Raw genomic sequence first — 24547 nt, 5'->3', positions numbered from 1 at the left:
CTCCCGGAGCCCTTCATGACCTTAACTGACATGCACGTCAAACTGCGCCAGGCGCAGCCCGAAGACTTTTCCACCATTCTCGACCTGCTCGCGCGCTGCGGCCTGTATACGGCCAGCGTGACCCCGCAAGGCAGCACCTACTGGATTGCCGAGTTGGACGGCGTCCCTGGCGGCTGCATCGGTCTGGAACACGGCGAAGGCGTGTCCCTGGTCCGGTCCACTGCCGTCCTGCCGGACGCCCGCTCGCAGGGCCTGGGCCGCGCGCTGGTGCGCAGTGCCCTGACCCACGCCACCCTACGCGGCGACCGCAGCGTGTACCTGTTTAGCGAGGAAGCAGGAGACTACTGGCGCCGCTTTGGCTTCGTGCCGGTGACGGCGGCTGAAATCAGCGCGGCGCTGCCGGACGCGCCCCAGGTACACAGCGGCCTAACGCGCGGCTGGATTGCCGATGAGCAGGCCTGGCGGCTGGACGTGCAGCCGCAGGAGGGCCAGCGCGGGGGAGGGGAGAGGGGGTGAAGCCGAATCGGCACCGCTTCCAGGGGCTCTTGCGCTATGCTGCCGCCACGCACAACCTGTCCCGACTGGTGGTCACTGTGACCCCACGCCCCCTGCCATTCCAAGGAGTCTTCCATGACCGATTCTGTGCAGATTCGCCTGGCCAGCCCCACCGACAAAGACACTGTGACCCGCGTGTTCCACGATGCGGGCCTGGACACCGACGCCGCGCTGGCCGAAGGCACGACCTACTGGGTGATGGAACGAGGAGGGCAGCCGGTGGGCGCCATCGGCCTGGAGCACGGCGAGGGAGCCTCGCTGCTGCGCGGAGCGGCCGTCTTGCCCGATGTGCGGGGCGGCGGCCTGGGCCGGCGGCTGGTCATGAGCGCTCTGGAATACGCCCAGGGCCGCGGCGACCGCACGGTTTACCTGTTTTCCAAGAGTGGCGACTGGAGCAACTTTGGCTTTCAGCAGGTGCCGCTGGCCGTCGTGATGGGCGACCTGCCCGACGCACCCCAGATTCAGGCCTACCGCGCGCGCGGCGAGCGGCCGGGCGGCACCACCTGGATGCGAACCCTGGGCTAAGCACAGCAGCGTGGGGTGCGGCGAAGGCCGGGCCCGCGTCCTGCCTACCTCTTGAGGGCACCTCATGACCCTCGCCCTCGATTCCATCGCGGTCCCCGATCTACACCCCCAGGCGCCGCTGTCGACGCGCAAGGCCAAGCTCTCGGACATTGAGGCCATTCACGAACTCATCGGGTACTGGGCCGCGCGGGGGCTGATGCTGGTGCGCTCGCGCGCCCTGCTGGCCGAGACGATTCGGGACTTCCATCTGGTGATGGCGGCGCCGCATGAGGACAAGCCGGGGGGGCTGGCCGGGGCCTGCGGGTTGCATCTTCTGGCCCCAGACCTGGCCGAGGTGCGCGGCCTGGCCATTCACCCTCACATGCAGGGCCGGGGGCTGGGTAAGCAGCTGGTGGAAGCCTGTGAGGCTGAGGCCCGCGCCATTGACCTGCCCGCGCTGTTCGCCTGGACCTACCAGCAGGGCTTTTTCGAGAAATGCGGCTTCGTCCGAATTGACAAGACCAACCTTCACCCCAAGGTCTGGAGCGAATGCCAGCGCTGCGCGTTCTTCGAGAACTGCAACGAAATCGCCATGTTCAGGACCCTGACATGAGGCGGCATCTTCGGCCCCTAGGGGCTGACCGGGCGGATAGGATGCAGGGGATGACACGCTTCCTGACTGCCGCGTCCCTCCTGACCCTCAGCCTGGCCGGGGCCGCCTCTGCCCAGAGCGCCCAGAAGCCTCTGGCGAACTCGCTGCCCGCCGGCGCGCTGCTGACGCTGGAAACGAAAAACGCCGCGCCCGCACTGAAGCGCTTCGGCGGGGTGCTGACGCGCGTGCTGGACGCCGTTCAGCTGGATGAGGAAGACAGCCCCGCCGCCATGCTGGACGGTGTGCAGGCCCTCCTGACCGACTTCCTGGGCCGCGAGGGCGTGGCGGGCGTGTTTGCCGTGCAGGAAAAACGCAACACCTTTACCCCAGAGCTGCTGGCCGTGGCGCGGGCCGGTGAACTGTCACGTGAGATGCTGGGCAGCAAGAAGCCGGGCGCGCGCGTGGGCAACTACACCTTCTCGCGCCAGGGCGACCTGTTCGCAGGGCAGTCGGGCGGCCTGGTGTACGTGTCGACCAACAAGGCCCTGCTGATGTCCTACCTGGGGCGCCTGAGCGGCAAGGCGGCGCCCACGCTGGCTGCGTCGTCGGCCTACGCGGCAGTCAGCCGCGCGGCGGGCACCAATGAATTTGGCCTGTATGCCAACTTCTCGGCCACCGCCAAGGTCATCCGTTCCTCGCTGACCCAGGTCTTTTTGCCGCGCCTGCTCTCGCCCGTCGTGGACGCCATTGACACCCTGGGCCAGGTGGCCGGGGGCCTGACCACCACCGCCAGCGGCCTGACCACCACCTCCGCGCAGGCGGTGAACACGGCCGGCAAGGACGCCCCGCTGCGCCGCATCCTGACCGCCACCACCGACTTCGGTGTGCAGGACATCATCCCGGCCGACGTAGAGGCCGTTCAGGCCAGCGCCTGCGCCCCCGAATCGGGCGCGTACCTGGGCCGCTGGCTGACCCGCATTGACCTCTTGGAGCCCTTTGGGTTCCTGACCGACAGCCAGCTGGCCAGCCACCTGGAACGTTCGGGGGCGTACCTGGGCGGCGAGTGCGCGCAGGTCACCCTGGCCGGCGGCACCAAGGCCAGCCTGAATCAGGAAGACCCCCTGGCCTCGCTGGCCGCCAGCGTGTCCTACCAGCGCGTCACCGACCAGGCGGCGGCCGAAGCCCACCTGCCCGAGTACGCGGCCAGCGTGAACTCGGCCATTCAGGGCGTGCGGGCCACCCTGAAAGAGACGTTGGGCGGCGCCATGAAGGGCGTCATGGACGGCGAGGACATGGACGCCCTGGGCGGCATGGGCATGATGGGCCTGGGCGCCGCCATGCAGAGCATGGAACAGGTGGACACCCTGCTGGCCGGCCTGAAAATGGTCTACGGCTTCCGGGACGGCTACCTGGTCACGGCGTTCAGTGACGAGGCGCTGCAGGCGGCCCTGGACGAGACCCCAGCCACCCTGGGCCAGAGTGCGGCCTTCCGGGCGGCGGGCCTGGACACCACCGCCTCGGCGGGCTTTGGCTACACCCCTGACCTGCCGGCCCTGACCGGCCAAGACCTGCTGGGCAGCCTGCCCGAAGACCTGCAAGACGAGGACCTCAATGAGTTTCTGGCGCCAGTCATGAACGCGGCGGCCGACGTGATCAACCGCTTTGACGGCATGACCTCACAGCGCGGCGTGTCGGGGAATGTCATCATCGGCAAGGCGAACGTGCGCTACCGCTGGTAAGCCCCGCCTGGGGACCACGGTGCTGCGCTGGCCCAGCCATGAAACGCGTCCAGCGAGGCGCGAATGGAGGACACACGCATGATTAGAAAAGAGCGGGCCATCCTGGCCCTGGAAGACGGCACCGTGTACCGCGGCTACGCCTTTGGACACCGCGGCGAGACCGTGGGCGAGGTGGTGTTTAACACCTCCATGACCGGGTATCAGGAAATCATGACCGACCCGTCTTACAACGGGCAGATCGTGACCATCACCTACCCGCATGTGGGCAATTACGGCGTGGCGATCTACGACATGGAGAGCAACAAGCCGTATGTGCGCGGCTTTATCTCACGCGAGTTCTCGGGCGAGTATTCCAACCACCGCGCGCAGCAGTCGCTGGAAGCTTTTATGCAGCAGTATGGGGTCGTGTCCATTCAGGGCATCGACACCCGCGCGCTGGTGCGGCGTCTGCGTGAAGGCGGCGTGGTCAAGGGCGTGATCGCCCACCGCTCCTTCACCCACCCGGAAGACGCTTACGGCGAGTTCACGCCCGCCGAGGAAGCCGTGTACGTGGGCCGTGCCCGTGACCACCAGGACATTGACGGGCACGACATGACCCGCGAGGTCACCACCGCCCTGCCCTACGCCTTTCCCACCCTGCGCCACGGCAAGCGCGTGGTCCTGATGGATTTCGGAATCAAGCACACCATCATCGAGCGCTTGGCCGAGGTGGGCATTGAGCCGATTGTGGTGCCGGCCCACACCACCCCGGCGCAGATCATGGCCTTGCAGCCGCACGGCCTCTTCCTGTCCAACGGCCCCGGCGACCCGGCCCCCCTGGAATACGCCCACAAGACCGCCTGGGAACTGATGGGCCTGCTGCCCACCTTCGGCATCTGCCTGGGGCACCAGATTCTGGGGCTGGCCGCGGGTGGCCGGACCTTCAAGATGAAGTTCGGGCACCGGGGCGGCAACCAGCCCGTGAAGAATCTCTTAACGGGAAATGTGGAAATCACGGCGCAGAACCATGGGTACGCCGTAGACATTGATTCCATCCCCAACGGGGCCTTTGTGCCCACCCACATCAACCTGAACGACGGCACGCTGGAAGGCATGGCGCACAGCCGCTACCCGGTGTTTTCCGTGCAGTACCACCCTGAAGCCAGCCCCGGCCCGCACGACAGCCGCTACCTCTTTGACCGCTTTATAGAAGAGATTGACGCCTTCGATGGGGGCACTGGTACCCCCATTGCCAAAGCATTGCCCGGGCGCCTGGGGGTTTGACAGCGGGGCACCCAGGCCGGGATGATAGCCTCGGACGGAGCGTGAGAAATCTCATAGTGACACCTGAGTCAGATATGAATCTGTCAGAGGTGAAGCCCAGGGGCTGCTCTCATTCTGTCCAACCGAGATACCCTCTGAGGCAATGAACCACCTGGCGCATCCGGGCGCTTATGTCAGGTGAGGAGCCAGTGGCGCGACCGACAGAACCTACGGGACTTTTTCCCAGGGCTGTCGGTCAATTTTTTGTGCCACTGGAGGTGCCCCGCTTTGAACCGCTCCCTGATAGCCATCCTGATGCTGGTCACGTTGCCTGTGGGCGGCGTGGCCGCTCAGACGTCGGTGGGGCAGCGCGTGGCTTTTACCCTGGCGCAGGACCTCGTGCAGCGCGTCGTCGTCAGCGGTAAGGCCACCGAGCAGATCGTGGAAAACCCCAAGACGGTGCAGCCCGGCGACGTGCTGCGCGAGCAGGTGACGCTGCGTAACGTCAGCGGCCAGCGCCTGAGCGGCCTGCTGGTCAATGTGCCGGTGCCCAGGGGCACTGAATTCAGTGTGCTGGGCACGCCCGACACCAGCCGCTGGACCGCGCAGTACAGCGTGGACGGCGGCAAGACCTTTAGCGCCGCGCCGCGCCGCACTGTCACTGTGACCGAAAACGGGAGGGCGATCACCCGGCAGGAAAATGCCCCGCCCAGCAGCTACACCAACGTGCGCTGGACCGTCACCCTCAGCCCGGACGAGACGCTGAAGCTGAGCTTCCGCGTGAAAGTCAAATAAGCCTGCCCCTGATTCCCCCGGAGGAGAGACATGAAAAAGACCTGGACGTTTGTACCCCTGATTGCCGCGCTGGCCGCTGGCACCGCCTTCGCTGCCACGCCGGCCGGCACCCAGATTGTCAACCGGGCGTCTATCGAGTTCACGCCTGAAGGCAGCAACACGCCCACCGACGTGCCCTCCAACCCGGTCACCACCACCGTGCTGCCGGTGCCCAGCTTTACCATCACCCCCAACGACGAGGGCCCGGCCGGCCCGACCTTCCCCACCCAGAACAACGCCCTGCGCGCTACGCTGGTGCCGGGGGGCACGGCTGTGTTCCTGTACACGCTGACGAACACCGGCAACGTACCCAACGAGAACTACGCGCTGACCACCCTGACGGCCAGCACGGCGGGCGCGCCCCTGCCCACCGACGTGCGCTACTACGCCAAGGCCGCCGACACCAACAGCGACAACACGCTGGACGCCGCCGAACTGGCCGCCGCCACGCCGATCACCACCATCACGGACGTGGACCAGAACCAGGCCAAGCAGTTCTTCCAGGTGTACACGGTGCCCGCAGCGGCCACCAACACCCAGGAGCTGGGCGCCGACCCGGTGGGCACGCGCCTGCCCAACACCACGGGCACGGGCTTTGAGCCTGCCGCGCCGTTCACGCAGCCCGTGGACAACGACAACTACAACACCGTTACCGTGAACCGCAATGACGCCGCGCTGATTGGCCCGAAAGACGACGCCGACGGCAACGGCAACCCGCTGACCCCGCCCTACGCCAGCCCCGAGGGCGTCACGATTACGCCCAGCGCTGCCGACACCCAGACCGCGCAGGCGGTTAGCACCACCACGACCATCACCTTTACCAACACGGTGCAAAACGGCGGCAACCGCCCCGACGTGCTGGACATCACCTACGCCCAGGCGGGGTTCCCGGCCGGCACCACCGTGACGCTGCTCAAGCCTGACGGTACGGCCCTGGCCGACACCGACAGCGACGGCACGCCCGACGTGGGCACGGTCGCTCCCGGCGGCACCGCCAACGTGCTGGTGCGCGTGACCTTCCCGGCCGGCGGCGCGCCGGCAGCCCCAACGGCGGCCCCCACCGTCACGGTCACCACTACCTCCTCCAACGACCCCAGCAAGAAAGACGACACCCGCGACATCGTGAACCTGCCGGGCCTGTCGTTCGGCAACCCCACGCCTACCCCCGGCGGCAACCCGGCCACCCCTGGCACCCCCGAAGTGGGGCAGCCCGGCAACCCCGGCACCCCCATCATTCCGCCGGCCGTGTGCGACGCGGCCACCGCGCCCACGCGCGCCAGCATTGCGATGGAAATCGCCAACCTGGGCAGCGCGACCGACACCTTTGACGTGAGAGGCACCGCGCCTATCCGGCTGGTGGACGGCAGCACCATAACCGTGAACGTGGTGTACTTCCGCGACGTGAACGGCAACAAGGTGCTGGACGCCGGCGACGTGGCCCTGACCGACACCAACACCAACGGTGTGGCCGACACCGGCCCGCTGGCCCCCGGCGCCGAGCTGAAGCTGGTGGCCGCCGTGGACGTGCCCTGCGCCGCCGCTGCCCAGATCATCACCCTGACCCAGCGCGCGACCTCGCCCACGACCGGCGTGACGGTGCCCGACACCAACGACACCATCGTGGTCGGCAAGACTCCGGTGACGGCGCCCACCAAGTCGGTGGACAAAGCCACTGCCCGCCCCGGCGAGGACCTGACCTACACCATCATCGGCAAGAACAGCTCCAACGCCAACGTGACCCGCGCGTTTATCCGCGACACGCTGCCGGCCAACACCACATACAAGAGCTTCGTGGCCACCAGCACGGCCACCGGCACGGTGCTGTACTCGACTAACGGCACCAACTGGAGCGCTGCGCCCATCGCCGCGCCCCAGAACGACGGCGTGACGGTCTACGCCGGCGTGGACACCAACGGCAACGGCACGATTGACACCGGCGACATCCTGGCCCCCGGCCAGACCATCACCGCCACCTTCGTCGTTACCGTCAAGTAAGCCTTCCCAGGCGCGCCCGCCCCTGTGGTGGCCGCGCCTCCCCCCACCGTGGGGGAGCAGGCCCTGCCCCTCTTTTGCGCTCCCCCACACCCCCTCAACACAAGACTGCTTTTCACTTCACCCTTTTTTCCCTGGGAGGCAACGTGCGAAACCCTTCGGTGCTTACAACGCTCGCCGCGCTGGCGCTGGGTCTATTTGGCCCAGCCCACGCGGTCGGCACGCCGGCCGGAACGGTGATTCAGAACCAGGCCACCCTGGAATTCACCCCGGACGACGGCCCGCCTACTTCTGTTCCGACGCCGCCTGTCACGACCACCGTGCAGCCGGTGTGTGCGCTGAGCGTGCTGCCCAGCGGCACGGTGGCCCAGCCAGGCCAGAGCTTTACGCTGCTGCCCGGCGAGGGCGCGGCGCTGCGCTACGTCCTGACGAATGCCGGCAACGCCCGCAACACGGTTAGCCTGCGGCCCGTGGCCGAGGCGGCTTCGCAGTTCACGCCCGGCGACCTGAGCGTGCGGGCCGATACGAACGGCAACGGCCAGCTGGACGCCGACGACCCGGCGGTGCAGACCGTCACTCTGGACGCCGACGCGGCCGTCACGCTGTTCGTACCCGCCACGACCACCGCCGCCAACCGGGGCGACGCCTACGTCAACCTCGTGGCCGCCTGCGCCACCAACGCCTCGGGCCGCCCTGGTGAAACCGACGACGACAACGTAGGCCGCCTGAGCGTGGGTCAGCCCCCCGAGTTGACGCTGACCAAGACCTTCACTCCATCCACCCTGCGCCCCGGCCAGGACACTGAAGTGACCCTGACCGCCCGCAACACTGGCGCCGGCCCCTCGCGCGCCGTGACGGTCACCGACTTCCTGAACACGCCCGAGATGCGCGACTTCACCTTTATCAGTGGCAGCGCGCGCGTGACGGGCAGCGGCGTGCTGGAATTCAGTGCTGACGGCGCGGCCTGGAACGCTGCCGAGACCGTGCCGGTGGCGGCCATCCGCGTGCGGACACCCAGCCTGGCCCCGAATGAGACCCTGACCCTGACCTTCCGCCTGCGCGCGCCCGCTGACGCGGTGGGCACCCGGCGCAACGTGGGTCAGCTGCGCAGCGGCGACATCGCCGTGGACGCGCCGGCCGACGTGACGGTGCGCTACACCCCGGCCATCGCGCTGGGGCCACTGAACAATCCACAGGCCCTGCCCGGCGGCGAACTGAGCGAGGACGACAAGCAGGTGCGCGCCAACGCCCTGCTGGGCCATGAGGTCTGCTTCCCGCACACGGTGCAGAACCTGGGTGACCGCCCCGACACCATTACGATTACCGGGCGCGTGGCGCTGGGCCAGGCGACCATCCGCTTTAGCGAGCGCGACGGCACGCCCATCTTGGAGCCCTTCCGGGTGCCCGATCTGGCCCCCCAGGCCACCAAGGACTTCAACGCCTGCTACTTCATTCGGTCGGGCAGCGTCAGCTCGGCGGCCGAGGACCTGCGTATCGAACTGACGGCCGCCAGCAGCCAGGGCGCCGCCAACAACCTGACGGTGGACGTGGTGACCACGGTGTCCCAGAACCTGCTGAGCCCGGTCAAGTCGGGCAGCGCAGGCAGCGGCCTGGTGGCGCCGGGGCAGGAGATCACCTACACCCTGAGCTTTACCAACACCCAGACGTTTGCCCTGAACAACGTCGTGATCCGTGACGACCTGCGAAACCTGCGCGTGCTGGACGCCCAGGGCAACGTGGTGCGCACCGACACCATGACCTTTATCAGCGCGGACCAGGGCGGCGTGCTGGACGGCACGGCTGTCGTGTGGCGCTTCTCGCGCCTGAACCCCGGCGAGGGCGTGAGCCTGACCCTGCGCGCCCGCGTGCCCCAGGGCACCCCGGACGGCGCGCTGGCCCTCAACGTCTTTACCGTGGTCAGTGACGAGATTCCCACGCCCACCGAGTCCAACCCCGTGGAAAACGGCGTTTTTGACCAGGCCAACCTCAGCATGGTCAAGACCAGCAGCCCCGAGCGGGTGTCGTTCGGGCAGACCATCACCTACACCTTTACCGTGACCAACCGCAGCGCCACGGCCGCCCTGCAGACCATCCGCGTGCAGGACACGCTGCCGGCTGGCCTGGTGTACATCGAGGGCAGCAGCCGCCTGAACGGCGCCCCCATTGAACCGACCGTCTCGGGCCGCACCTACACCTGGGAGATTCCGGGGCTGGCCCCCGGCGCCGCCGCCGTCGTGACCTTTGACGCCGAGGTGACCCCCGAGGCCGGCACCCAGATTCGCAACAGCGCGATTGCCACGGCGATCAGCAACAACGGCCAGACCCAGACCCCGGTCAGCAGCGCCGTGAACACCATTGACCCCCTGATCTTCGGGCGCAACACCGCTGACGTGGTGGGCTACGTGTTCATGGACGTCAACCGCAACGGCGTCTACGACCTGGGCACCGATATTCCGCAGCAGAACGCCCGCGTCATCCTGGCCGGCGGCCGCATCGCCCTGACCGACGCCCAGGGCCGCTACCACTTCCGCAACTTGCTGGAAGGCACCCACGCCCTGCGCCTGGACCCGAACAGCGTGAGTGCCCAGAACCTCAGCGTGCCGCAGGATGCGGGCCGCCCCGGCAGCCGCCTGGTGTACGTGCGCAACCTGACCAGCGTGGATTTCCCGCTGGCCCCCGACCTGGGCGAAATTGCGGTGATCCGCGACACCACCCTGCGCGTGACCGCCACGCTGCCGCTGCAAACGGCCCAGGCCCTGACCATCCGCAAGCAGCTGTTTGTGGACGAGACGCCCGGCGAATACCGCGTGCAGCTGACCCTGAGCGCCACCGCTGACCTGAGCGGGGTGCAGGTCAACGATCCCCTCCCCGAAGGCGCTGTGCTGATTGACGGCCAGAACGCCCTGACCTACGACACGCTGCCGACCGGCGAGCGAGCGGTTACGTACCGCTTCCGCTGGGCGGGCGACCCCAAGGGCGCCGTCACCGACCCGACGGCGAGCTGGAGGTACTGAGTGAAACGCGCCCTCACCACCCTGACGGCGGCCCTCCTTGGGACGGCCGCAGCGCAGGAAATCGCCACCTCCCTGCCCCTGACCTCCGTCGGCAACAAGCTGATGTGGACAGTGGGCGACCAGGACCTGCGCCTGATCGTGGGCCTCAGCTCGCGCGTGCAGCTGGACGTGTACGGCGCCCAGTTTGACCCCGCCGACTACCGCAGCCCCGACCAGTACGGCGACGAGAACTACTCGGCCGCCACCCCCAAAGAGCCGGTCAGCAGCACCTTTACCCTGGTCAATGCCGCCGGCGAAGTCGTCAAGCAGCAGGACTTCGGCGTGGGCGCCCAGGACTGGCAGACCTTCCTGAACAGCGACCTGCCCGCCGGCACCTACACCCTGAAGGTCCGCACCGAGGGCAACGGCAAGAACACCTTCGCCTTCCGCCTGAACTCGGTGAGTGCGGCGGTCGAAGCCGACCACCTGAACGTCACCATCCGCAGTAACGACTGGGTGCCGGCGCTGAACGTCTACAACCCCGGCGGCCCCATGGGCATCCGCATGTATGACGGCGACGGCCCCACCGAGATGGAAGCCGAGCTGCGCGACGCGCAGGGCAACGCCTACCCCGTCAAGGTCAGCGGCGAGTTGCAGTGGGACGACGTGGCGGTGCCCGAAGCCGCTGGCAACTACACCCTGTACCTGCGCCAGCCGGCCGACACCTATCAGTACAGCAACTCGGTGGGCTTTGAACTGACCACCGGCCCCATCAAGATCGTCACGGCCGACACCACGGGCCGCCTGGAAATCCGCGCCGAGTTGGTGCTGCCCGACGAGGTGCTGCCCACCCAGGCCACCGTGACGGTGGGCGAGCAGGCTTACAACGTGAACGGCTCGGCTGGCCCCTTTACCCTGCCCGCCAAGGAATACCCCGTCAGCGCCGAGCCGATTACCGGCGCCGACGTGACCGTGGACGCCCCCAGTGCCACGGTGGTCAAGGGCCAGACGGCGCGCGTGGCGGTGCAGGTGAGGCCCAGCGTGGACCTGACCTTTACGGCCAACAAGCCGGAAGTCTGCGTGGGCGACGTGGTGACCTTCACGGCCCGCGCCGAGACCGCTTTTGAGCGGCAGACCCTGCCCGCCAACCTGCGGGTGGCGCTGCCCGCCGGCTTTACCGCCAGCGGCGAGACCACCGCCACGGCCCGTGTGGACGCCGCCAACCCTGGCGTGCTGACCTTTGAAGCCAGGGCCGACGCCCCCGGCGGCGGCGAGGCCCGCGCGACCCTGGCGCCCTGGAACAAAACCCAGGCCGTCGGGGTGCGGGTGCTGCCCACCGCCACCCAGATCGAGTTGCGCCGCGCCGAGCTGCCCACCACCCTGGCGGGCGAGACCGTCACGGTCACCCTGACCGTCCGCAACACCTCCTCGGCCCCGGCCCCCTACACCCTGACCGACGAGCCCGGCGCCACCCTGGAGGCCCTGGACCCCGCCACCTTCAGCGGTGAACTGGCGCCCGGCGAGACCAAGACCCTGACCTACCGCGCCCGCGTGAAGGGCGACGGCGGCCAGGAAGGCCAGCTGCGCGCCACCCTGAGCAGCAACTGTGACAGCCAGCAGGTCGTGGGCGGCGTGCTGACGGTGCAGACCCCCACGCCCCCGGCGCCGACGCCGGTGGTCTCGCAGACCCGCCAGAGCACCGTGCGGATTCCCTACGACGTGCCGGGAACCGGCGGCGCCACCCAGGTCATCGTGGCGCACCAGCCGCCCCAGGGCAGCACCTACGTGCCGGGCAGCAGCCAGCTGAGCGGCCGGCCTCTGGCCGACCCCCAGGTGGGCCCCGGCGGCAAGTTTTACTGGACCACCCCCGGCGCGCCGCGCGGCGTCCTGACCTACACGGTCACCCACGAAGGCAGCCTGCCCGCCCTGGAGAGCCCCACCCTGGTGGGCAAGTACGCGGGCAACACGCTGCGGGTGCTGGTGGGCGAGGGCCGGTTGGACGACCTCGGCGCTCTGAGCCCAGTGGCGGCGGCCCAGCCGCAAGCTGCCGAGAATGACGGCGCCCTGAAGCTGCCGCTGGACGGCGCGGTGTTCCGTGAACGCGACCGGATTACCGTCACGCTGGAAAGCCCCGCCGACAGCACCGACCTGCCGCTCGTGAACGGCGTGGCGGTGGACCCCGCCACCCTGGGCCGCAAGAGCGTGGACCCGGCAAACGGCACCCAGCGCCAGGAGTTCTACGGCATCGCGCTGCGCAGCGGCGAGAACGTCATTACCTACGGCGACCAGACGGTGCGCGTCTTTCTGGCGGGTGCGCCCGTCAATGCCGACCTGAAGGCCGAGCAACTGGTGGCCGACGGCGTGACGCCCATTCGGGTGGCCATTCGCCTGACCGACGCGGGCGGCCTGACCACCGCCAGCAGCAACGTCACCGTGCAGGCCAGCCTGGAACCCGCCCAGAGCGACGCCCAGCCTGCCGTGGCCAGCTATCAGGTGAAACTGGTGGACGGCGAGGGCGTGCTGGAACTGGACCCGATGGCGGTGCCCGGCCGCTTTGACCTGAGCGTGCGCCTGGGCGACCGCACCATCAGCAAGGCCTTTGAGGCGCTGCCCAGCACCACCCGCGTGGGCATCGGCATGGTGAGTGCCGGCGTGCTGCTGCAGGGCGGCGGCGCGGTGAGCGCCGAGGCGCGCGGCGCAGCCTACCTGGAAACCCCGATTGGCGAGGGCAAGCTGTACGTCGCGGCCAGCGGCGCCGTGGTGGCTGACCGCACCGCCGCCGGCCAGACCACCGTGCGCCAGGACACGGCGCAGGGGCTGCCCACCACTGCCAACCCCCTGGAGCGCTACCCCAACTACGGCGACAGCAGCACCGAAACCCTGCCGCTGCAAGGCGTGGACCCGGTGGCGGCGCGCTACGAGCACCCCGGCTTCAGCGTGTCGTACCGCCAGGCGCCCCTCCCGGTGGACGTGTTCAATGTCGGCATTACCCCCACGGCCCTGAGCGGCTTTACCCGCAGCAACCCGCAGGTGTCGGGCTTTGTGGCGGCGCTGCCCGGCGACCTTGTGCGGCGCACCATCGCCGCCAACGGCCTGCGGGTGCTGCCGCTGGGCCAGAGCAACTTGCAGCGCGACAGCGAAACCGTCGAGCTGGTCAGCCTCAACCCCGACACGGGGGCCGAGGAACTGGTGCAGACCCTGACCCGCCTGACGGACTACACCCTGGACGCGGCGGCGGGTGTGCTGTACTTCCAGCGGCCCCTGAATCTGGTGGACGAGGACGGCCGCGAACTGCGCGTGCGCGTGTCGTACCGTCTGAACAATCCTCTGGGCGCCCGGCAACTGGCCTGGGGCGTGCAGGTAGGCAGCCGCCTGGGCGAGAACGCCCGCATTGGCGCGGCGGCCGTCAACATCGGCGGCGTGACCAGCATCGGCGTGCGCGCCCGCTACGCGGCGGACGGCGCGCGGGCTGACCTGCTGGCGGCTTACTCGGCGGGCGGCGTGCTGGTCAACGGCAGCGCCGACCTGACCGGCGAGCGGTTTACGGTCAACGCTTCGGCGCACTACCAGGACAGTGCGTATGCGGGCCTGAACGCGGCGGCCCCTGGCCTGGGCCTGAGCGCCGGCGCCACCTACGCCATCAGTGAACGCTTTGGGGTCAGTGCCCGCGCGACCTACACCCGCACCCCGGCGGGCACCGGAACGCCGGAAGTCAGCGGCGGCACGGCCGAGGTGCGCGGCCTGTACTCGTTCTCGCCCTTTACCCTGGGGGCCGGCGTGCGCGCCGGGTACGGCAGCCAGCAGGGTGTGGCTGGCCTCCTGAGTGCCGGGTACGACAACGGCCGCCTCAAGGTCTCGGCCGAACACGCCCAGCCGTTTAGCGGCGACTTGGACCCCACCACCGCCCTGAAGGCCAGCGTGCCGGTGGGCGAGAACGTGGTGCTCACCGCCCGCGACGACATCAACTGGGACGAGGGCCACCGCGCCAGCCTGGGGCTCCAGGCCAGCCTGGGTCTGACGAACGTGGCGGTCACCTACGACCTGCCCGGCGCCGACGGCTGGGGCAACCGCGCCCGCTTTGGCGCCGACGCCAAACTCCCCATCAACGACACCACGGCTGTGGAGGTGGGCGGCAGCTACATTCTGGATCTGGACGGCGACGCCACCAACGAGGGCGGCTGGAACGCGGGCGTGGCCCTGCGCTACGCCGGCGACCGCGCCAGCGCGAGCCTCTCGGCGGACGCGGCCAACACGGGCGGGGCGTTCAGCGTGGCCCTCAAGGCGGGCGGCAGTTACAGCCTGAATGAGCAGCTGACCCTGGCGGCCGACGCCACCCAGATTTTTGGAGCGGGGTCAGGCAGCCACTACGCCGCCTCGGCCGCGCTGCGCGCCGGCCCCTGGCAGGGCCTGGCCTACCTGCGCTACAAGGACGGCGCCCTGGCCGGCGGCACCCCCGAGGTCATTGGCGAAGTCAACGCCGAGTACCACACGCCGCAGTTCGCGGTGCGCGGCGGCGTGGCCGGGCGCACTCTGCTGGCCCAGGCCGGCGGCACGACTTATCAGGGCTCGCTGAGCGGCACCTATTACGTCACCGACCGCCTGGGCCTGGGCCTGGCGGCGCGCGGCTTGGTGCAGCCAGCCACCGGCTCGACCCTGAGCAGCCTGGGCCTGGAAGCCAGTTACCGCGCCCTGCCCGGCACCTGGGTCACCCTGGGCTACAACCCGGTGGGCTTTAGCGGCATCGGCACGAACATCTACACCCGTCAGGGCCTGTACCTGCGCCTGGACCTGATGCTGGACGACAACCAGCCTAATGGCGTGACCCTGGCCCCCGGCGAGGCCGCGCCCACCACCGAGGAGGGCCGCTGAGATGCCCCTGCATAGTCTGACGCGCGCCCTGAAGGGCGGCCTGGCCCTGGCTCTGCTCGGCAGCTTCGCCGCGCACGCCCAGGTCACGGCCACGACCAACACCACGCCCACCCCCGGCACCTGCACGGTGAACGCCCCCTTCGTCCAGAGCTTCAATGCCAGCGGCGCCCTGGCCGAGGTGCAGAACCACGCCTACCGCACGGACGCGGGCACGGTGACGAACACCGACGGCACCTACACCCTGTGGCGCGACATTGACCACACCGGCAACGGCGGTTACGGGCTGTACATGAACATCAAGGCCTTCGGCAGCAACAGTGGCGGTAATCTGGGCACGCCAGGCCTGATCTACGAGCAGAAAATCAACGTGCCTGCCGGTTCTACCTTGACGTACCAGAACTGGGTGCGCAGCCACTCGAACAGCGACACCCAACTGCGCTACGTCTTCCGCGACGGCAGTGGCAACGTGCTGCAACAGGTGAACGGCGCCGTGGCCACCACGAGCTACATCCTGCAAACGGTGCCGGGTTTCACCAGCCCCGGCTCACAGGTCACCCTTCAGATTTACACCCTGAAAGACGGCACCCGTGAGGACCGCAACGCCCTGAAACTGGACGACCTGAAGCTGACCTGCACGGTGCCGGCCAAGCCCACCCTGACCATCACCAAGAGTGGCAACGGGCCCTGGACGGCGAGTCAGAGCGGCGCGACCTACTCCCTGACGGTCAAGAACACCGGCAACGCGGCCACCACGGGCACCGTGACCGTCAAGGACTTACTGCCCACCGGGATCACGGCCACCAGCGGCAGCTTTACCACGGGCGGCTGGACCTGCTCGGTCAGCGGGCAGACCGTGACCTGCACAGGCACACCAGGGCTGGCCGCTGGCGCCAGCAGCACCCTGACCTTTGGAGTGAACGTGGCCCAGAGTGCGGCGGGCAGCGTGACCAACCGCGCCAGTGTGGGCGGCGGCGGCGACCCCGACCCACAGCCCGACCCAGCCACCTGCACGGCGACGGCCGGCCAGTGCGCCACCTATACGACCACGGTGACGGTGCCCACACCCGCGCCGGTCACGGGCGTTTGCACGGTCAACTCGCCCTTTGCCCAGACCTTCAACACCAGCGGCCCGCTGGGCGAGGTGCAGAACCATGCCTACCGCGCGGACGCGGGCACGGTGACGAATACCGACGGCACCTACACCCTGTGGCGCGATATTGACCACACGGGCAACGGCGGCCACGCCGTGTACATGAACATCAAGAGCTTTGAAGGCAAGAACGGCGGCACCCTGACCACGCCGGGCCTGCTGTACGAGCAGAAAATCAACGTGCCGGCAGGCGCCGAGCTGAGTTACCAGAACTGGGTGCGCAGCCACTCGAACACGGCCACGCAGCTGCGCTACGTCTTCCGTGACAGCGGCGGCGCGCTGCTGCGCCAGGCGGACGGCTCGCCCGTCACCACCGACTACACCCTTCAGACCGTGCCGACCTTTACCAGCCCCGGCACGCAGGTCAGCCTCCAGATTTACACCCTGAAAGACGGCACGGCGGCCGACACCAACGTGCTGAAGCTGGACGACCTGAAACTGACATGCCCGGTGCCCGTCAAGCCTGAGCTGACCATCACCAAGAGCAACAACGGCCCCTGGACCGCCGGCCAGAGCGGCGCCGTCTACACCCTGACGGTCAAGAACACCAGCACGGTGCCCACGGCCGGCACCCTCACCGTCAGGGACCTGCTGCCGGCGGGCGTCAGCGCCCCGGCCAGCTTCACGGCGAATGGCTGGGCCTGCGCGACCAGTGGCCAGACCGTGACCTGCACGAGCAGCGCTGTCCTGGCAGCGGGCGCCAGCGTCACCATCCCAGTTGCTGTGACGCTGGACGGCGGCCTGTCCGGCACCATCATCAACAAGGCCAGCGTGGGCGGCGGCGGCGACCCCGATCCCATCCCGGACCCCGGCACCTGCACCACGACCGCTGGCCAGTGCGCCACCTCCACCACGACTGTCACGCCCCCCACCGCGCAGCCCACCTGCCAGCAGGTGTATGCCCTGACCAACGCGGCGGGCAGCTCGAACGGCACCGAGATCCGCGTGCTGGACGTGACCACGAACGCCGTGGGCGCGCTGGTGACTGCGCTGCCCGACGGCGGTACCTCGGCCACGCTGGGTATCTCGACCGACGCCCGGCGCCTGTTCACCGCCACCGATGACGGCCGCCTGCGTATTTACGACTCGCTGACGAAAGCCTGGTTTAGCGGCGGCGTGTTCAGCGACATCAGTGGCCGCCTGGTGCGCATGGCCGTGACCAGCACCGGCATCGGCTACGCCATGGACTCGGGCGCGAACTTCTGGCGCTTCGAGACCGCCAGCCCCTACGCCGTCACCAAGCTGGGCACCGTGACCTCGGCCAGCAGCGGGGCCCCCAGCTTCTATGACAACGGCGACTTCTTCGCCGACAACGCGGGCAAACTGTACATGGTCAGTGCCGTCACGGGCGCGAGCAGCATTGACCTGTGGCTGATTACCCCCGCCAGCGTGCGCGCCGAGTACCTGGGCCGCCTGAGCAATCCCGCCGAAGGCTCGCAGTACGCCGGCATTGCCGCCAGCCCCAGCGGCATCTACGCCCGCGACAACCTGGGCCGCCTGGTGAAGATTGACCTGGTCGGCGTGACCTACACCCCTGTGGGCACCTCGGCCCCTGGCTCGACCGACCTGGCCAGCTGCTTTTTCCCCTCCTACGCCCCCAGGCTGGAAGTCGTGAAGAGTGTGCGCAAGGTGGCGGGCACGACGGGCGACAAGGTGCAGCCCGGCGACACCCTGGAATACACCATCGTGACGCGCAACAGCGGCAACCTGCCCGCCGGCGGCGTGACCTTTACAGACGCCCTGCCGGCCGGCACCACCTACGTGGCCGGCAGCGCCCGCGTGAACGGCTTTGCCAGCACGGTGACGGGCGGCACCCCCACGCCGCTGACTGGCGCCGCTTACCCCTTCGCCCAGCCCGTTGGTATTTGCAGCCAGGCCGCAGCCGTCTGCACTACCCAGATTCTGAAGATTGACACCACCCCGAACGCGCTGGACAACGAAGCGGTGGTAACCTTCCGCGTGACGGTGAATACCCCCTTCACCTTGAACCCCGCCGAAGTGCGCAATGTGGCGCTGGTGCGCTACACCGACGGGCCTCAGACCGGTGTGCCTTCCAATGAGGTCGTCACACCCGTGTTCCAGAGCAAGCTGACCGTCAGCAAGACCGTGCAGAACATCACGCGCGGCGGCCCGGTGGGCACGACCAGCAGCGGCACCCCCGGCGACGTGCTGGAATACTGCATCGTCACGAAAAACGAGGGTGGCCTGAACGCCAGCAACATCGTCTTTAGCGACACCGTGCCTGCCAACACGACCTTCCGCGTGAACGGCTTTGCGCCGGGGCAGGACATCAAGGTGACCACCCCGGCCGGTACCGTGTACTACACCGCCGCCGCCGACGGGGACGCCGGTGTGCTGAGCGGCGGCAAGGTGAGCGTGCAGGGTGGCAGCTTCGTGCTCCTCCCCGGCCAGAGCGTCACCTTCTGCTTCCGGGCGGCTATTCAGTAACCTTTTCCCTCACCTGCGCGGGCGGCTTTCCTCAGGGGCCGCCCGCGTTGCTGTCTAGGGAGTCTATCGGCTCATACGGATTCCGTCTGTTCCGCCGACAAATCGGAAGAGAGCCAATTTGCCGGCTCCACGCCCGGAACCCGTTTTTCTCCTTCTCGCTCCGCTCGGATTGCATCGCTTTTGTAAGCGATGTAATCGCAGTTCGTATCAGTTCAAAACTCTGGAGGGCGCTGGCTCTGTCCATACCTTGCATCCCTCTCACAGCGATGTTGCGTTACACCTTGGCAAGAACATCACCCCCCGCAAATCCACGGCGGCTGGTTGTGACGATTCCTTCGCTGTGCAAGTCCACTCCGCACACCACCTCCCTGAGGCCGAGCCAAAAGAAAAGCGCAGGATCTCCCCGAGACATTCGCGTGTCAGACACGCCAGACTGGGGCGCAAAGGAGCCCGATTCCATGAGTGACCAACCCGACCTGTTTGGCCTGACCCCGGCCCCCGAGACCCCCAAAGCCATCCTGCCCGCCGGCCTGCCCGAATCCTGGCAGCGGGCGCTGGAGCCGGAATTTGCCGCGCCGTATTTTCATGATCTCAAGGACTTTCTGGTGCAGGAGCGGCGCGAGCAGACCATCTACCCGCCCGCTGCCGACGTGTTCAACGCCCTGCGCTTCACCCCGCTGGACGACGTGAAGGTGCTCATTCTGGGGCAAGACCCCTATCACCGTCCTGGCCAGGCGCACGGCCTGAGTTTCTCGGTGCGCCCCGGCGTGACCATTCCGCCCAGCCTCCGGAACATCTACAAGGAGCTGAAGGAAGACATACCCGGCTTTGTGCCGCCGCGCCACGGCTACCTGAAGCACTGGGCCGACCAGGGCATCCTGCTGCTGAATGCCGTGCTGACCGTGCGTGAAGGCCAGGCCAACAGCCACGCCAACAAGGGCTGGGAGCACTTTACTGACGCGGTCATTAAGGCCGTGAATGTCAAAGAGGAGCGGGTGGTGTTCGTGCTGTGGGGCGCCTACGCCCGCAAGAAAAAGAAGCTGATTACCGGGCCGCAGCACGTGGTCATCGAATCGGCGCACCCCAGCCCGCTGAGCGAGGCCAAGTTTTTTGGCAGCCGCCCCTTTTCGCAGGTGAATGCGGCCCTGGAGGCGTCCGGGCGCGGGCCGATTGACTGGCAACTGCCTCAGAAGGCTGAGGAATAATGCCCACCCGCACCGAGTTGTTGCAGGAGGATTATCTGCGCCGGGAGGGCCATGACCCCAAGGCGTTTGCCTACACCTGGCCCGACGGCACGCCCTATGCTGACGAGGCCGGGCTGGCCCGCATTGCGGGATTGGCGGTGCCGCCCGCCTACGAGGCCGTGTTCGTCTCGCCCGACGCCGACGCCGAGGTGCAGGCGTTTGGCCGCGACGCCGCTGGGCGGCTGCAGTACCGCTACCACCCGGATTTTGTGCAGGCGGGCGCCCTGAAAAAATGGCAGCGCCTGACCCGCTTTGCCGGCGCGCTGGGCACCCTCAAAACCGTGACGGGCAGCGACCTGCGCGCCGCTGGCCTGCCGCCGCGCAAGGTCGCCGCCCTGATGTCGCGCCTGCTGCACGTGGCCCGCTTCCGGGTGGGCAGCGATATCTACGCCCAGCAGCACAAGACCTACGGCCTGAGCACCCTGCGCCAGCGGCACGTGAAGGTGGAGGGCAACACCGTCACCTTTCATTTCAAGGGCAAGCACGGCATCACCCAGCACAAGGCCACCACCGACCGGACGCTGGCCGCCAACATCAGCCGCCTGCTGGAACTGCCGGGACCGTGGCTGTTTCAGACGGTGGACGCCGAGGGGGGGCGCCGCCGTATCCGCTCGGGCGAACTGAACGCCTACCTGGGGGAAGTGATTGGCCCCTTTACCGCCAAGGATTTCCGCACCTGGGGCGGCACCCTGCTGGCGGCCGAATATCTGGCCGAGGTGGGCGTGGCTGACACCGACCGCCAGGCCCGTAAGGTGCTGGTGGAGTGCGTGAAATACGTGGCCGCCGACCTGGGGAATACCCCTGCGGTAACGCGCAGCAGCTACATCTGCCCCGTCATCTTTGACCGCTACCTGGACAGCAAGGTGCTGGACGATTACGAGCCGCGCGCCACCAATGGTGAAGGTGACCTGGACGGCCTCACCCGCAGCGAGGCCGCCCTCAAAAGGCTACTGGAGAGCGAGAAGACGCTGAGAGGCAGAAAGAAGAAGGCGGCTTGAGAGGCTGGCGAACGCTAAAGGAACCGGAAGCCACGCAGGTCTGGGACTCCGTGTATGGCGGGCTGAAGTTTTCGCCCAGTGTGTCCCGCTGGCCGGGCTTCCAGGAGCCGACGCCTTCAGTAACGTTTGCGCTGCCAGAGCGCTGGTCAGAGGCGGATGTAGATGAACTGTACGCCTGCTTTTGGACGGCTTTCCGCATGCTGACCCGTCCAGGCGAGGAGGTCTATGCCCTGGACTGGCAGCATGAGTGCTTTGCCTATGCGCCTCAGGCCGGCGACGTGCCTGTGCGGGGCCATCCGTTCACGCACGGCCTGTTTCCTGACGGCGACTACGCCATCACACTGGGACCGGGCCTGGCCTGGGGTACCCTCGGCCATCCGTGGGAGAGAACCCTCTGTGTCTTTGGGGCGCCGTTGCTGAAGGCTCTGGCGCCGCTGCCCGTGCCTCTGCTGAGTCGCCGGGTCCGGCAAGACGGTCAAGTGGTGCAGCCCTGAAGCGCCGGGTCAGCTGGCCGGTGTTTGGGCCGTATCAGTCAACTCTTTTTTCATATTGACGTTCGTGACTTGAAAGCCCAGGCGTTCGTACAGCGCCCGCGCGCCCGTGTTATGACCAAACACATGCAGCTGCAAGCTGGTCGCGCCGCGGGCCGCCGCGTCCGTTTCCAGCGCGGCGAAGGCCTGGGTGGCGTAGCCCCGGCGCCGGTAGGCCCCGAAGACCTCAATCTCGTAGATGAAGGCCGCAGTGCCGTTGGTCCGGTGCTGAAGGCCGTACCACAACACGCCGACGGGCGCGCCCACGCTGGGGTCCAGCAGTGAAAAGAGAAACTGGTCAGGCGTGTTGAGTCCCTGGGGCAGCAGCTGCTGATACTCCGCCTCGGCGCGGTCCTGCGCTTCGTCGGGGCTCCACTGGCCGTTCCGAACCTTCTCGGCGGCGTACTGGGGCACGGTATGCGCGAGAAACTGTGCGAAGGTGCCGTCGTCCATCGGGTGAAGGTGCAGCATGGTTTTCAGTCTAGAAGGGCGCGGCCGGAGCGGGCGATACGCCTCCTGGCCCATGCAGCGGCCAGGCCGGGCCGTTTACGGTAGACCGAATGGACCAGCCCCCCACACGCATGCACGAAGCCGAAGTGCTGATAGACGCCGCCCAGGTGGCGCGGCTGCTGGCGGCGCAATGTCCTCAGTGGGCCGCCCTTGCGCTGCGCCGCGTGCCCTCGGCCGGCACCGACAACGCCATCTTTCGCCTGGGCGACGACCTGCTTGTGCGGCTGCCCCGGATTGGCTGGGCCGCCGCCGATGTGGTCAAGGAAACGACCTGGCTGCCCCGGCTGGCCCCCTCCCTGCCTGTCCCCATTCCCGAGCCGCTGTTCGTGGGCCAACCGGGCGAGGGCTTTCCCTTTTCGTGGGCGGTCTACCGCTGGCTGCCGGGCACTGAGGCGGCGCTGGGCACTGTGCGCGACGGCCATGAGTTCGCGCGTGACCTGGCCGCGTTCATTCAGGCGCTGCGGCGGGTGCCTACCCCCACCGCCGACCTGCCGCAAGGCTCGCGTGGGGGGCCACTGCTGGAGCGCGACGAGGGCACCCGAGAAGCCATTGCCGCCTGTGCCCCCGTCTTTGATCCCGCCCGGCTGCTGGCCGTCTGGGAGGAAGCGCTGGCCGCCCCCGCCTGGGCTGGCCCGCCCACCTGGCTGCACGGTGACCTCAAACCCGGCAACCTGCTGGCCCAGGCGGGCCGCCTGAGCGCGGTGATTGACTGGGGCGCGCTGACGCTGGGCGACCCGGCGGTGGACCTCCAACCCGCCTGGAACCTGCTGAATACGAGCACGCGCGCCACCTTCCGCGCGGCCCTGGCCCCCGACCCGGCCACCTGGGCACGCGGGCGCGGCTGGGCGCTGAGTATCGGCGCGGTGGCGTGGCCCTATTACCAGCACACCAATCCCCAGTTGGCGGCCATCTCGGTGCGGCAGATTGAGGCGGTGCTGACGGAGTGTCTCCAATAATCCCGGTCAACCTGGGCCTCCAACACAGGGCCAGGGCTGCACACTGAAGGGAAGCCGCCCCCTGGCCCACCAGCGTCGGTGGCCCGTAGGGGTGCGATCTGCCCAGGAGGCCTGACCCTAATGCCCGTTTCCACCGCTCTGTTCCGGCAGGCCCTGACGCTTATCCAGGCCGACACAAGATGCCTCTGGCCGAATTTTGTGCCTGCGGCCATCCCGTACCTGACCTACGACGGGCACGGCACCGTCCTCTGGGGAGCGCCGTCGCCCGAGCCTGGCTGGCAGGAACAGAAGGACGCCTGGGTCTACCTAGGACGGCACCCCAGCATGACCGCAAACACGGCCACCCGCCTTCCGGACGGTCGGCTGGCCGCCAGCCTGATGCTGGGCAGTGTGGACAGCCACCTGACGGCCCTGCAACTCGCAGGGTTGGCTGTCCATGAGGCCTTTCATGTGTATCAGGAAGGGGACCCCCGTGGCTTCTGGGGCGCCGATGAACTGGCGGCCCTGACCTACCCGGTGGCTGACCCTTTCATTCTGGCGGCGCGCGCGCTGGAAAGCGCTGCGCTTCAGCGGGCCCTGCGGCCCGACGCCAACACCTGGCCCCTTCACGCAGGGCGCGCCCTGGCCTGGCGTCAAGCCCGGTGTGAGCGGCTGTCGGCCGAACACGTGACCTATGAGCGGGCAATGGAACGCAAAGAAGGCCTGGCCCATTACGTTGAACTGGGATTTGCCCAGGCCGTCCCCGTGTTTCCTCTGGTGGACTATGCTGCGGAGGCGGTGCGCCAGCGCGCCTACACGACTGGCGCCGCCTACGCGCTGCTGCTGGACCGCCTGTCTCTCGACTGGAAGACCCTGGTGGAAGCGTCGGGAGCGGCTCTGGATGAGCTGCTGGCGGCCCATACTCCCCCGGCAGAGCGGGGGCCGATGAGCCCTGAGGTCCAGGCCTGGGCCGGGGCAGAGGCCGCACGGGTCGCCCACCGCCAGCAGGAGGCGCGGCGCACCTTCGAAGGGCAGCGGGGGCAGCGGCTCGTGCTGCGCTCTGTCCAGCCCCTGTGGCTGCGGGGGTTTGATCCACTCAATACGCTGGTGCTGGGCGAGGGGGCCGTCCTCCACCACCGGTTTCTACAGTTTGCCAATGGAGCGGTCGAGGGGGAAGTGCTGGGTCAGGGATGCCTGACAGTGGCGGCTGGTCTTAATCCGCTGCTCTCGGGCTTCCGAGAGATCATTATTCCGGGGCTGGAGGCAGTCCGCCTGTCCGGGGACGGGTTTACGCTGGAAGCGGGGGGCGTGCGGATTCGCAGTTACCATACCCCTTTGCAGGTGAACACGGCACACGCTGAATTGAGCCTGGAGATATAAGCGAGCAGCCGCGCCAGGGCTGGTCTGGTCGC

The 24547-nt window shown here is 68.1% G+C and carries 16 protein-coding genes; 15 read left to right on the top strand and 1 reads right to left on the bottom strand.

Annotated elements, in window-relative coordinates; translation table 11 throughout:
- Positions 1-15 precede the first annotated feature (15 nt).
- The 13 genes from K7W42_RS06805 to K7W42_RS06745 all read left to right on the top strand — a co-directional run bounded on the left by K7W42_RS06805 (position 16) and on the right by K7W42_RS06745 (position 21654).
- Positions 16-516, top strand: a complete 501-nt coding sequence (locus K7W42_RS06805) for a GNAT family N-acetyltransferase (RefSeq protein WP_224573340.1) — start codon at positions 16-18, stop codon at positions 514-516.
- Positions 517-630: 114 nt separating this feature from the next.
- Positions 631-1080: a GNAT family N-acetyltransferase gene (locus K7W42_RS06800; RefSeq protein WP_224573338.1), complete on the top strand. Its 450-nt coding sequence runs from the start codon at positions 631-633 to the stop codon at positions 1078-1080.
- Positions 1081-1144: 64 nt separating this feature from the next.
- Positions 1145-1672, top strand: coding sequence for an N-acetyltransferase (locus tag K7W42_RS06795; protein WP_224573336.1), 528 nt, complete (start codon positions 1145-1147; stop codon positions 1670-1672).
- Positions 1673-1722: 50 nt separating this feature from the next.
- Positions 1723-3390: a hypothetical protein gene (locus K7W42_RS06790; protein WP_224573334.1), complete on the top strand. Its 1668-nt coding sequence runs from the start codon at positions 1723-1725 to the stop codon at positions 3388-3390.
- A 78-nt stretch (positions 3391-3468) separates the two neighbouring features.
- Positions 3469-4653 (top strand): glutamine-hydrolyzing carbamoyl-phosphate synthase small subunit, encoded by a 1185-nt coding sequence (gene carA / locus K7W42_RS06785; protein WP_157459708.1) that lies wholly within the window; start codon positions 3469-3471, stop codon positions 4651-4653.
- A gap of 267 nt (positions 4654-4920) precedes the next feature.
- Complete coding sequence (locus K7W42_RS06780) at positions 4921-5427, top strand: hypothetical protein (RefSeq protein WP_224573332.1); 507 nt, start codon at positions 4921-4923, stop codon at positions 5425-5427.
- A gap of 30 nt (positions 5428-5457) precedes the next feature.
- Complete coding sequence (locus K7W42_RS06775; protein ID WP_224573330.1) at positions 5458-7461, top strand: DUF11 domain-containing protein; 2004 nt, start codon at positions 5458-5460, stop codon at positions 7459-7461.
- Between the two features lie 143 nt (positions 7462-7604).
- Entirely contained in the window at positions 7605-10472 is a 2868-nt protein-coding gene (locus K7W42_RS06770; protein ID WP_224573329.1) for a DUF7933 domain-containing protein, read from the top strand.
- Entirely contained in the window at positions 10473-15320 is a 4848-nt protein-coding gene (locus K7W42_RS06765) for a DUF11 domain-containing protein (RefSeq protein WP_224573327.1), read from the top strand.
- A 1-nt stretch (position 15321) separates the two neighbouring features.
- Positions 15322-18918, top strand: coding sequence for a DUF11 domain-containing protein (locus K7W42_RS06760; RefSeq protein ID WP_224573325.1), 3597 nt, complete (start codon positions 15322-15324; stop codon positions 18916-18918).
- 458 nt (positions 18919-19376) lie between these two features.
- Positions 19377-20123 carry a uracil-DNA glycosylase gene (locus K7W42_RS06755; protein WP_224573323.1) on the top strand — a complete coding sequence of 249 codons (747 nt, stop codon included), beginning with the start codon at positions 19377-19379 and terminating at the stop codon, positions 20121-20123.
- On the top strand, positions 20123-21160 hold the full coding sequence (locus tag K7W42_RS06750) for a DNA topoisomerase IB (RefSeq protein WP_224573322.1): 1038 nt from the start codon (positions 20123-20125) through the stop codon (positions 21158-21160). Before K7W42_RS06755 ends, K7W42_RS06750 begins: the two co-directional genes overlap by 1 nt.
- Positions 21157-21654 carry a DUF2716 domain-containing protein gene (locus K7W42_RS06745; protein ID WP_224573321.1) on the top strand — a complete coding sequence of 166 codons (498 nt, stop codon included), beginning with the start codon at positions 21157-21159 and terminating at the stop codon, positions 21652-21654. The genes K7W42_RS06750 and K7W42_RS06745 overlap by 4 nt, the downstream gene beginning before the upstream one ends.
- A gap of 9 nt (positions 21655-21663) precedes the next feature.
- On the opposite strand, the gene K7W42_RS06740 is transcribed toward K7W42_RS06745, so the two are convergent.
- A complete protein-coding gene (locus K7W42_RS06740; RefSeq protein ID WP_224573320.1) occupies positions 21664-22161 on the bottom strand; it encodes a GNAT family N-acetyltransferase in 498 nt (165 codons plus the stop codon).
- Positions 22162-22250: 89 nt separating this feature from the next.
- On the opposite strand from K7W42_RS06740, the gene K7W42_RS06735 reads away from it, so the two are divergent.
- Together K7W42_RS06735 and K7W42_RS06730 are read left to right on the top strand one after the other, a co-directional pair.
- A complete protein-coding gene (locus K7W42_RS06735) occupies positions 22251-23156 on the top strand; it encodes an aminoglycoside phosphotransferase family protein (RefSeq protein ID WP_224573319.1) in 906 nt (301 codons plus the stop codon).
- A gap of 120 nt (positions 23157-23276) precedes the next feature.
- Positions 23277-24515: a hypothetical protein gene (locus K7W42_RS06730; protein WP_224573318.1), complete on the top strand. Its 1239-nt coding sequence runs from the start codon at positions 23277-23279 to the stop codon at positions 24513-24515.
- The last annotated feature ends 32 nt before the right edge of the window (positions 24516-24547 follow it).

Origin of the sequence: Deinococcus betulae (assembly GCF_020166395.1) — a bacterium.
In the GTDB taxonomy this organism is placed as follows: Bacteria; Deinococcota; Deinococci; order Deinococcales; family Deinococcaceae; genus Deinococcus; species Deinococcus betulae.
Note: the sequence above shows the minus strand (reverse complement) of the source record. Positions and strands in the feature narration are given on the sequence as shown.

Excerpts from the sequence above, each read along its gene's own strand:
- K7W42_RS06805 (WP_224573340.1), top strand. The coding sequence starts at position 16 with ATGACCTTAACTGACATGCACGTCAAACTGCGCCAGGCGCAGCCCGAA.
- K7W42_RS06800 (WP_224573338.1), top strand. The coding sequence starts at position 631 with ATGACCGATTCTGTGCAGATTCGCCTGGCCAGCCCCACCGACAAAGAC.
- K7W42_RS06795 (WP_224573336.1), top strand. The coding sequence starts at position 1,145 with ATGACCCTCGCCCTCGATTCCATCGCGGTCCCCGATCTACACCCCCAG.
- K7W42_RS06790 (WP_224573334.1), top strand. The coding sequence starts at position 1,723 with ATGACACGCTTCCTGACTGCCGCGTCCCTCCTGACCCTCAGCCTGGCC.
- carA (WP_157459708.1), top strand. The coding sequence starts at position 3,469 with ATGATTAGAAAAGAGCGGGCCATCCTGGCCCTGGAAGACGGCACCGTG.
- K7W42_RS06775 (WP_224573330.1), top strand. The coding sequence starts at position 5,458 with ATGAAAAAGACCTGGACGTTTGTACCCCTGATTGCCGCGCTGGCCGCT.
- K7W42_RS06760 (WP_224573325.1), top strand. The coding sequence starts at position 15,322 with ATGCCCCTGCATAGTCTGACGCGCGCCCTGAAGGGCGGCCTGGCCCTG.
- K7W42_RS06755 (WP_224573323.1), top strand. The coding sequence starts at position 19,377 with ATGAGTGACCAACCCGACCTGTTTGGCCTGACCCCGGCCCCCGAGACC.
- K7W42_RS06750 (WP_224573322.1), top strand. The coding sequence starts at position 20,123 with ATGCCCACCCGCACCGAGTTGTTGCAGGAGGATTATCTGCGCCGGGAG.
- K7W42_RS06740 (WP_224573320.1), bottom strand. The coding sequence starts at position 22,161 with ATGCTGCACCTTCACCCGATGGACGACGGCACCTTCGCACAGTTTCTC.
- K7W42_RS06735 (WP_224573319.1), top strand. The coding sequence starts at position 22,251 with ATGGACCAGCCCCCCACACGCATGCACGAAGCCGAAGTGCTGATAGAC.
- K7W42_RS06730 (WP_224573318.1), top strand. The coding sequence starts at position 23,277 with ATGCCCGTTTCCACCGCTCTGTTCCGGCAGGCCCTGACGCTTATCCAG.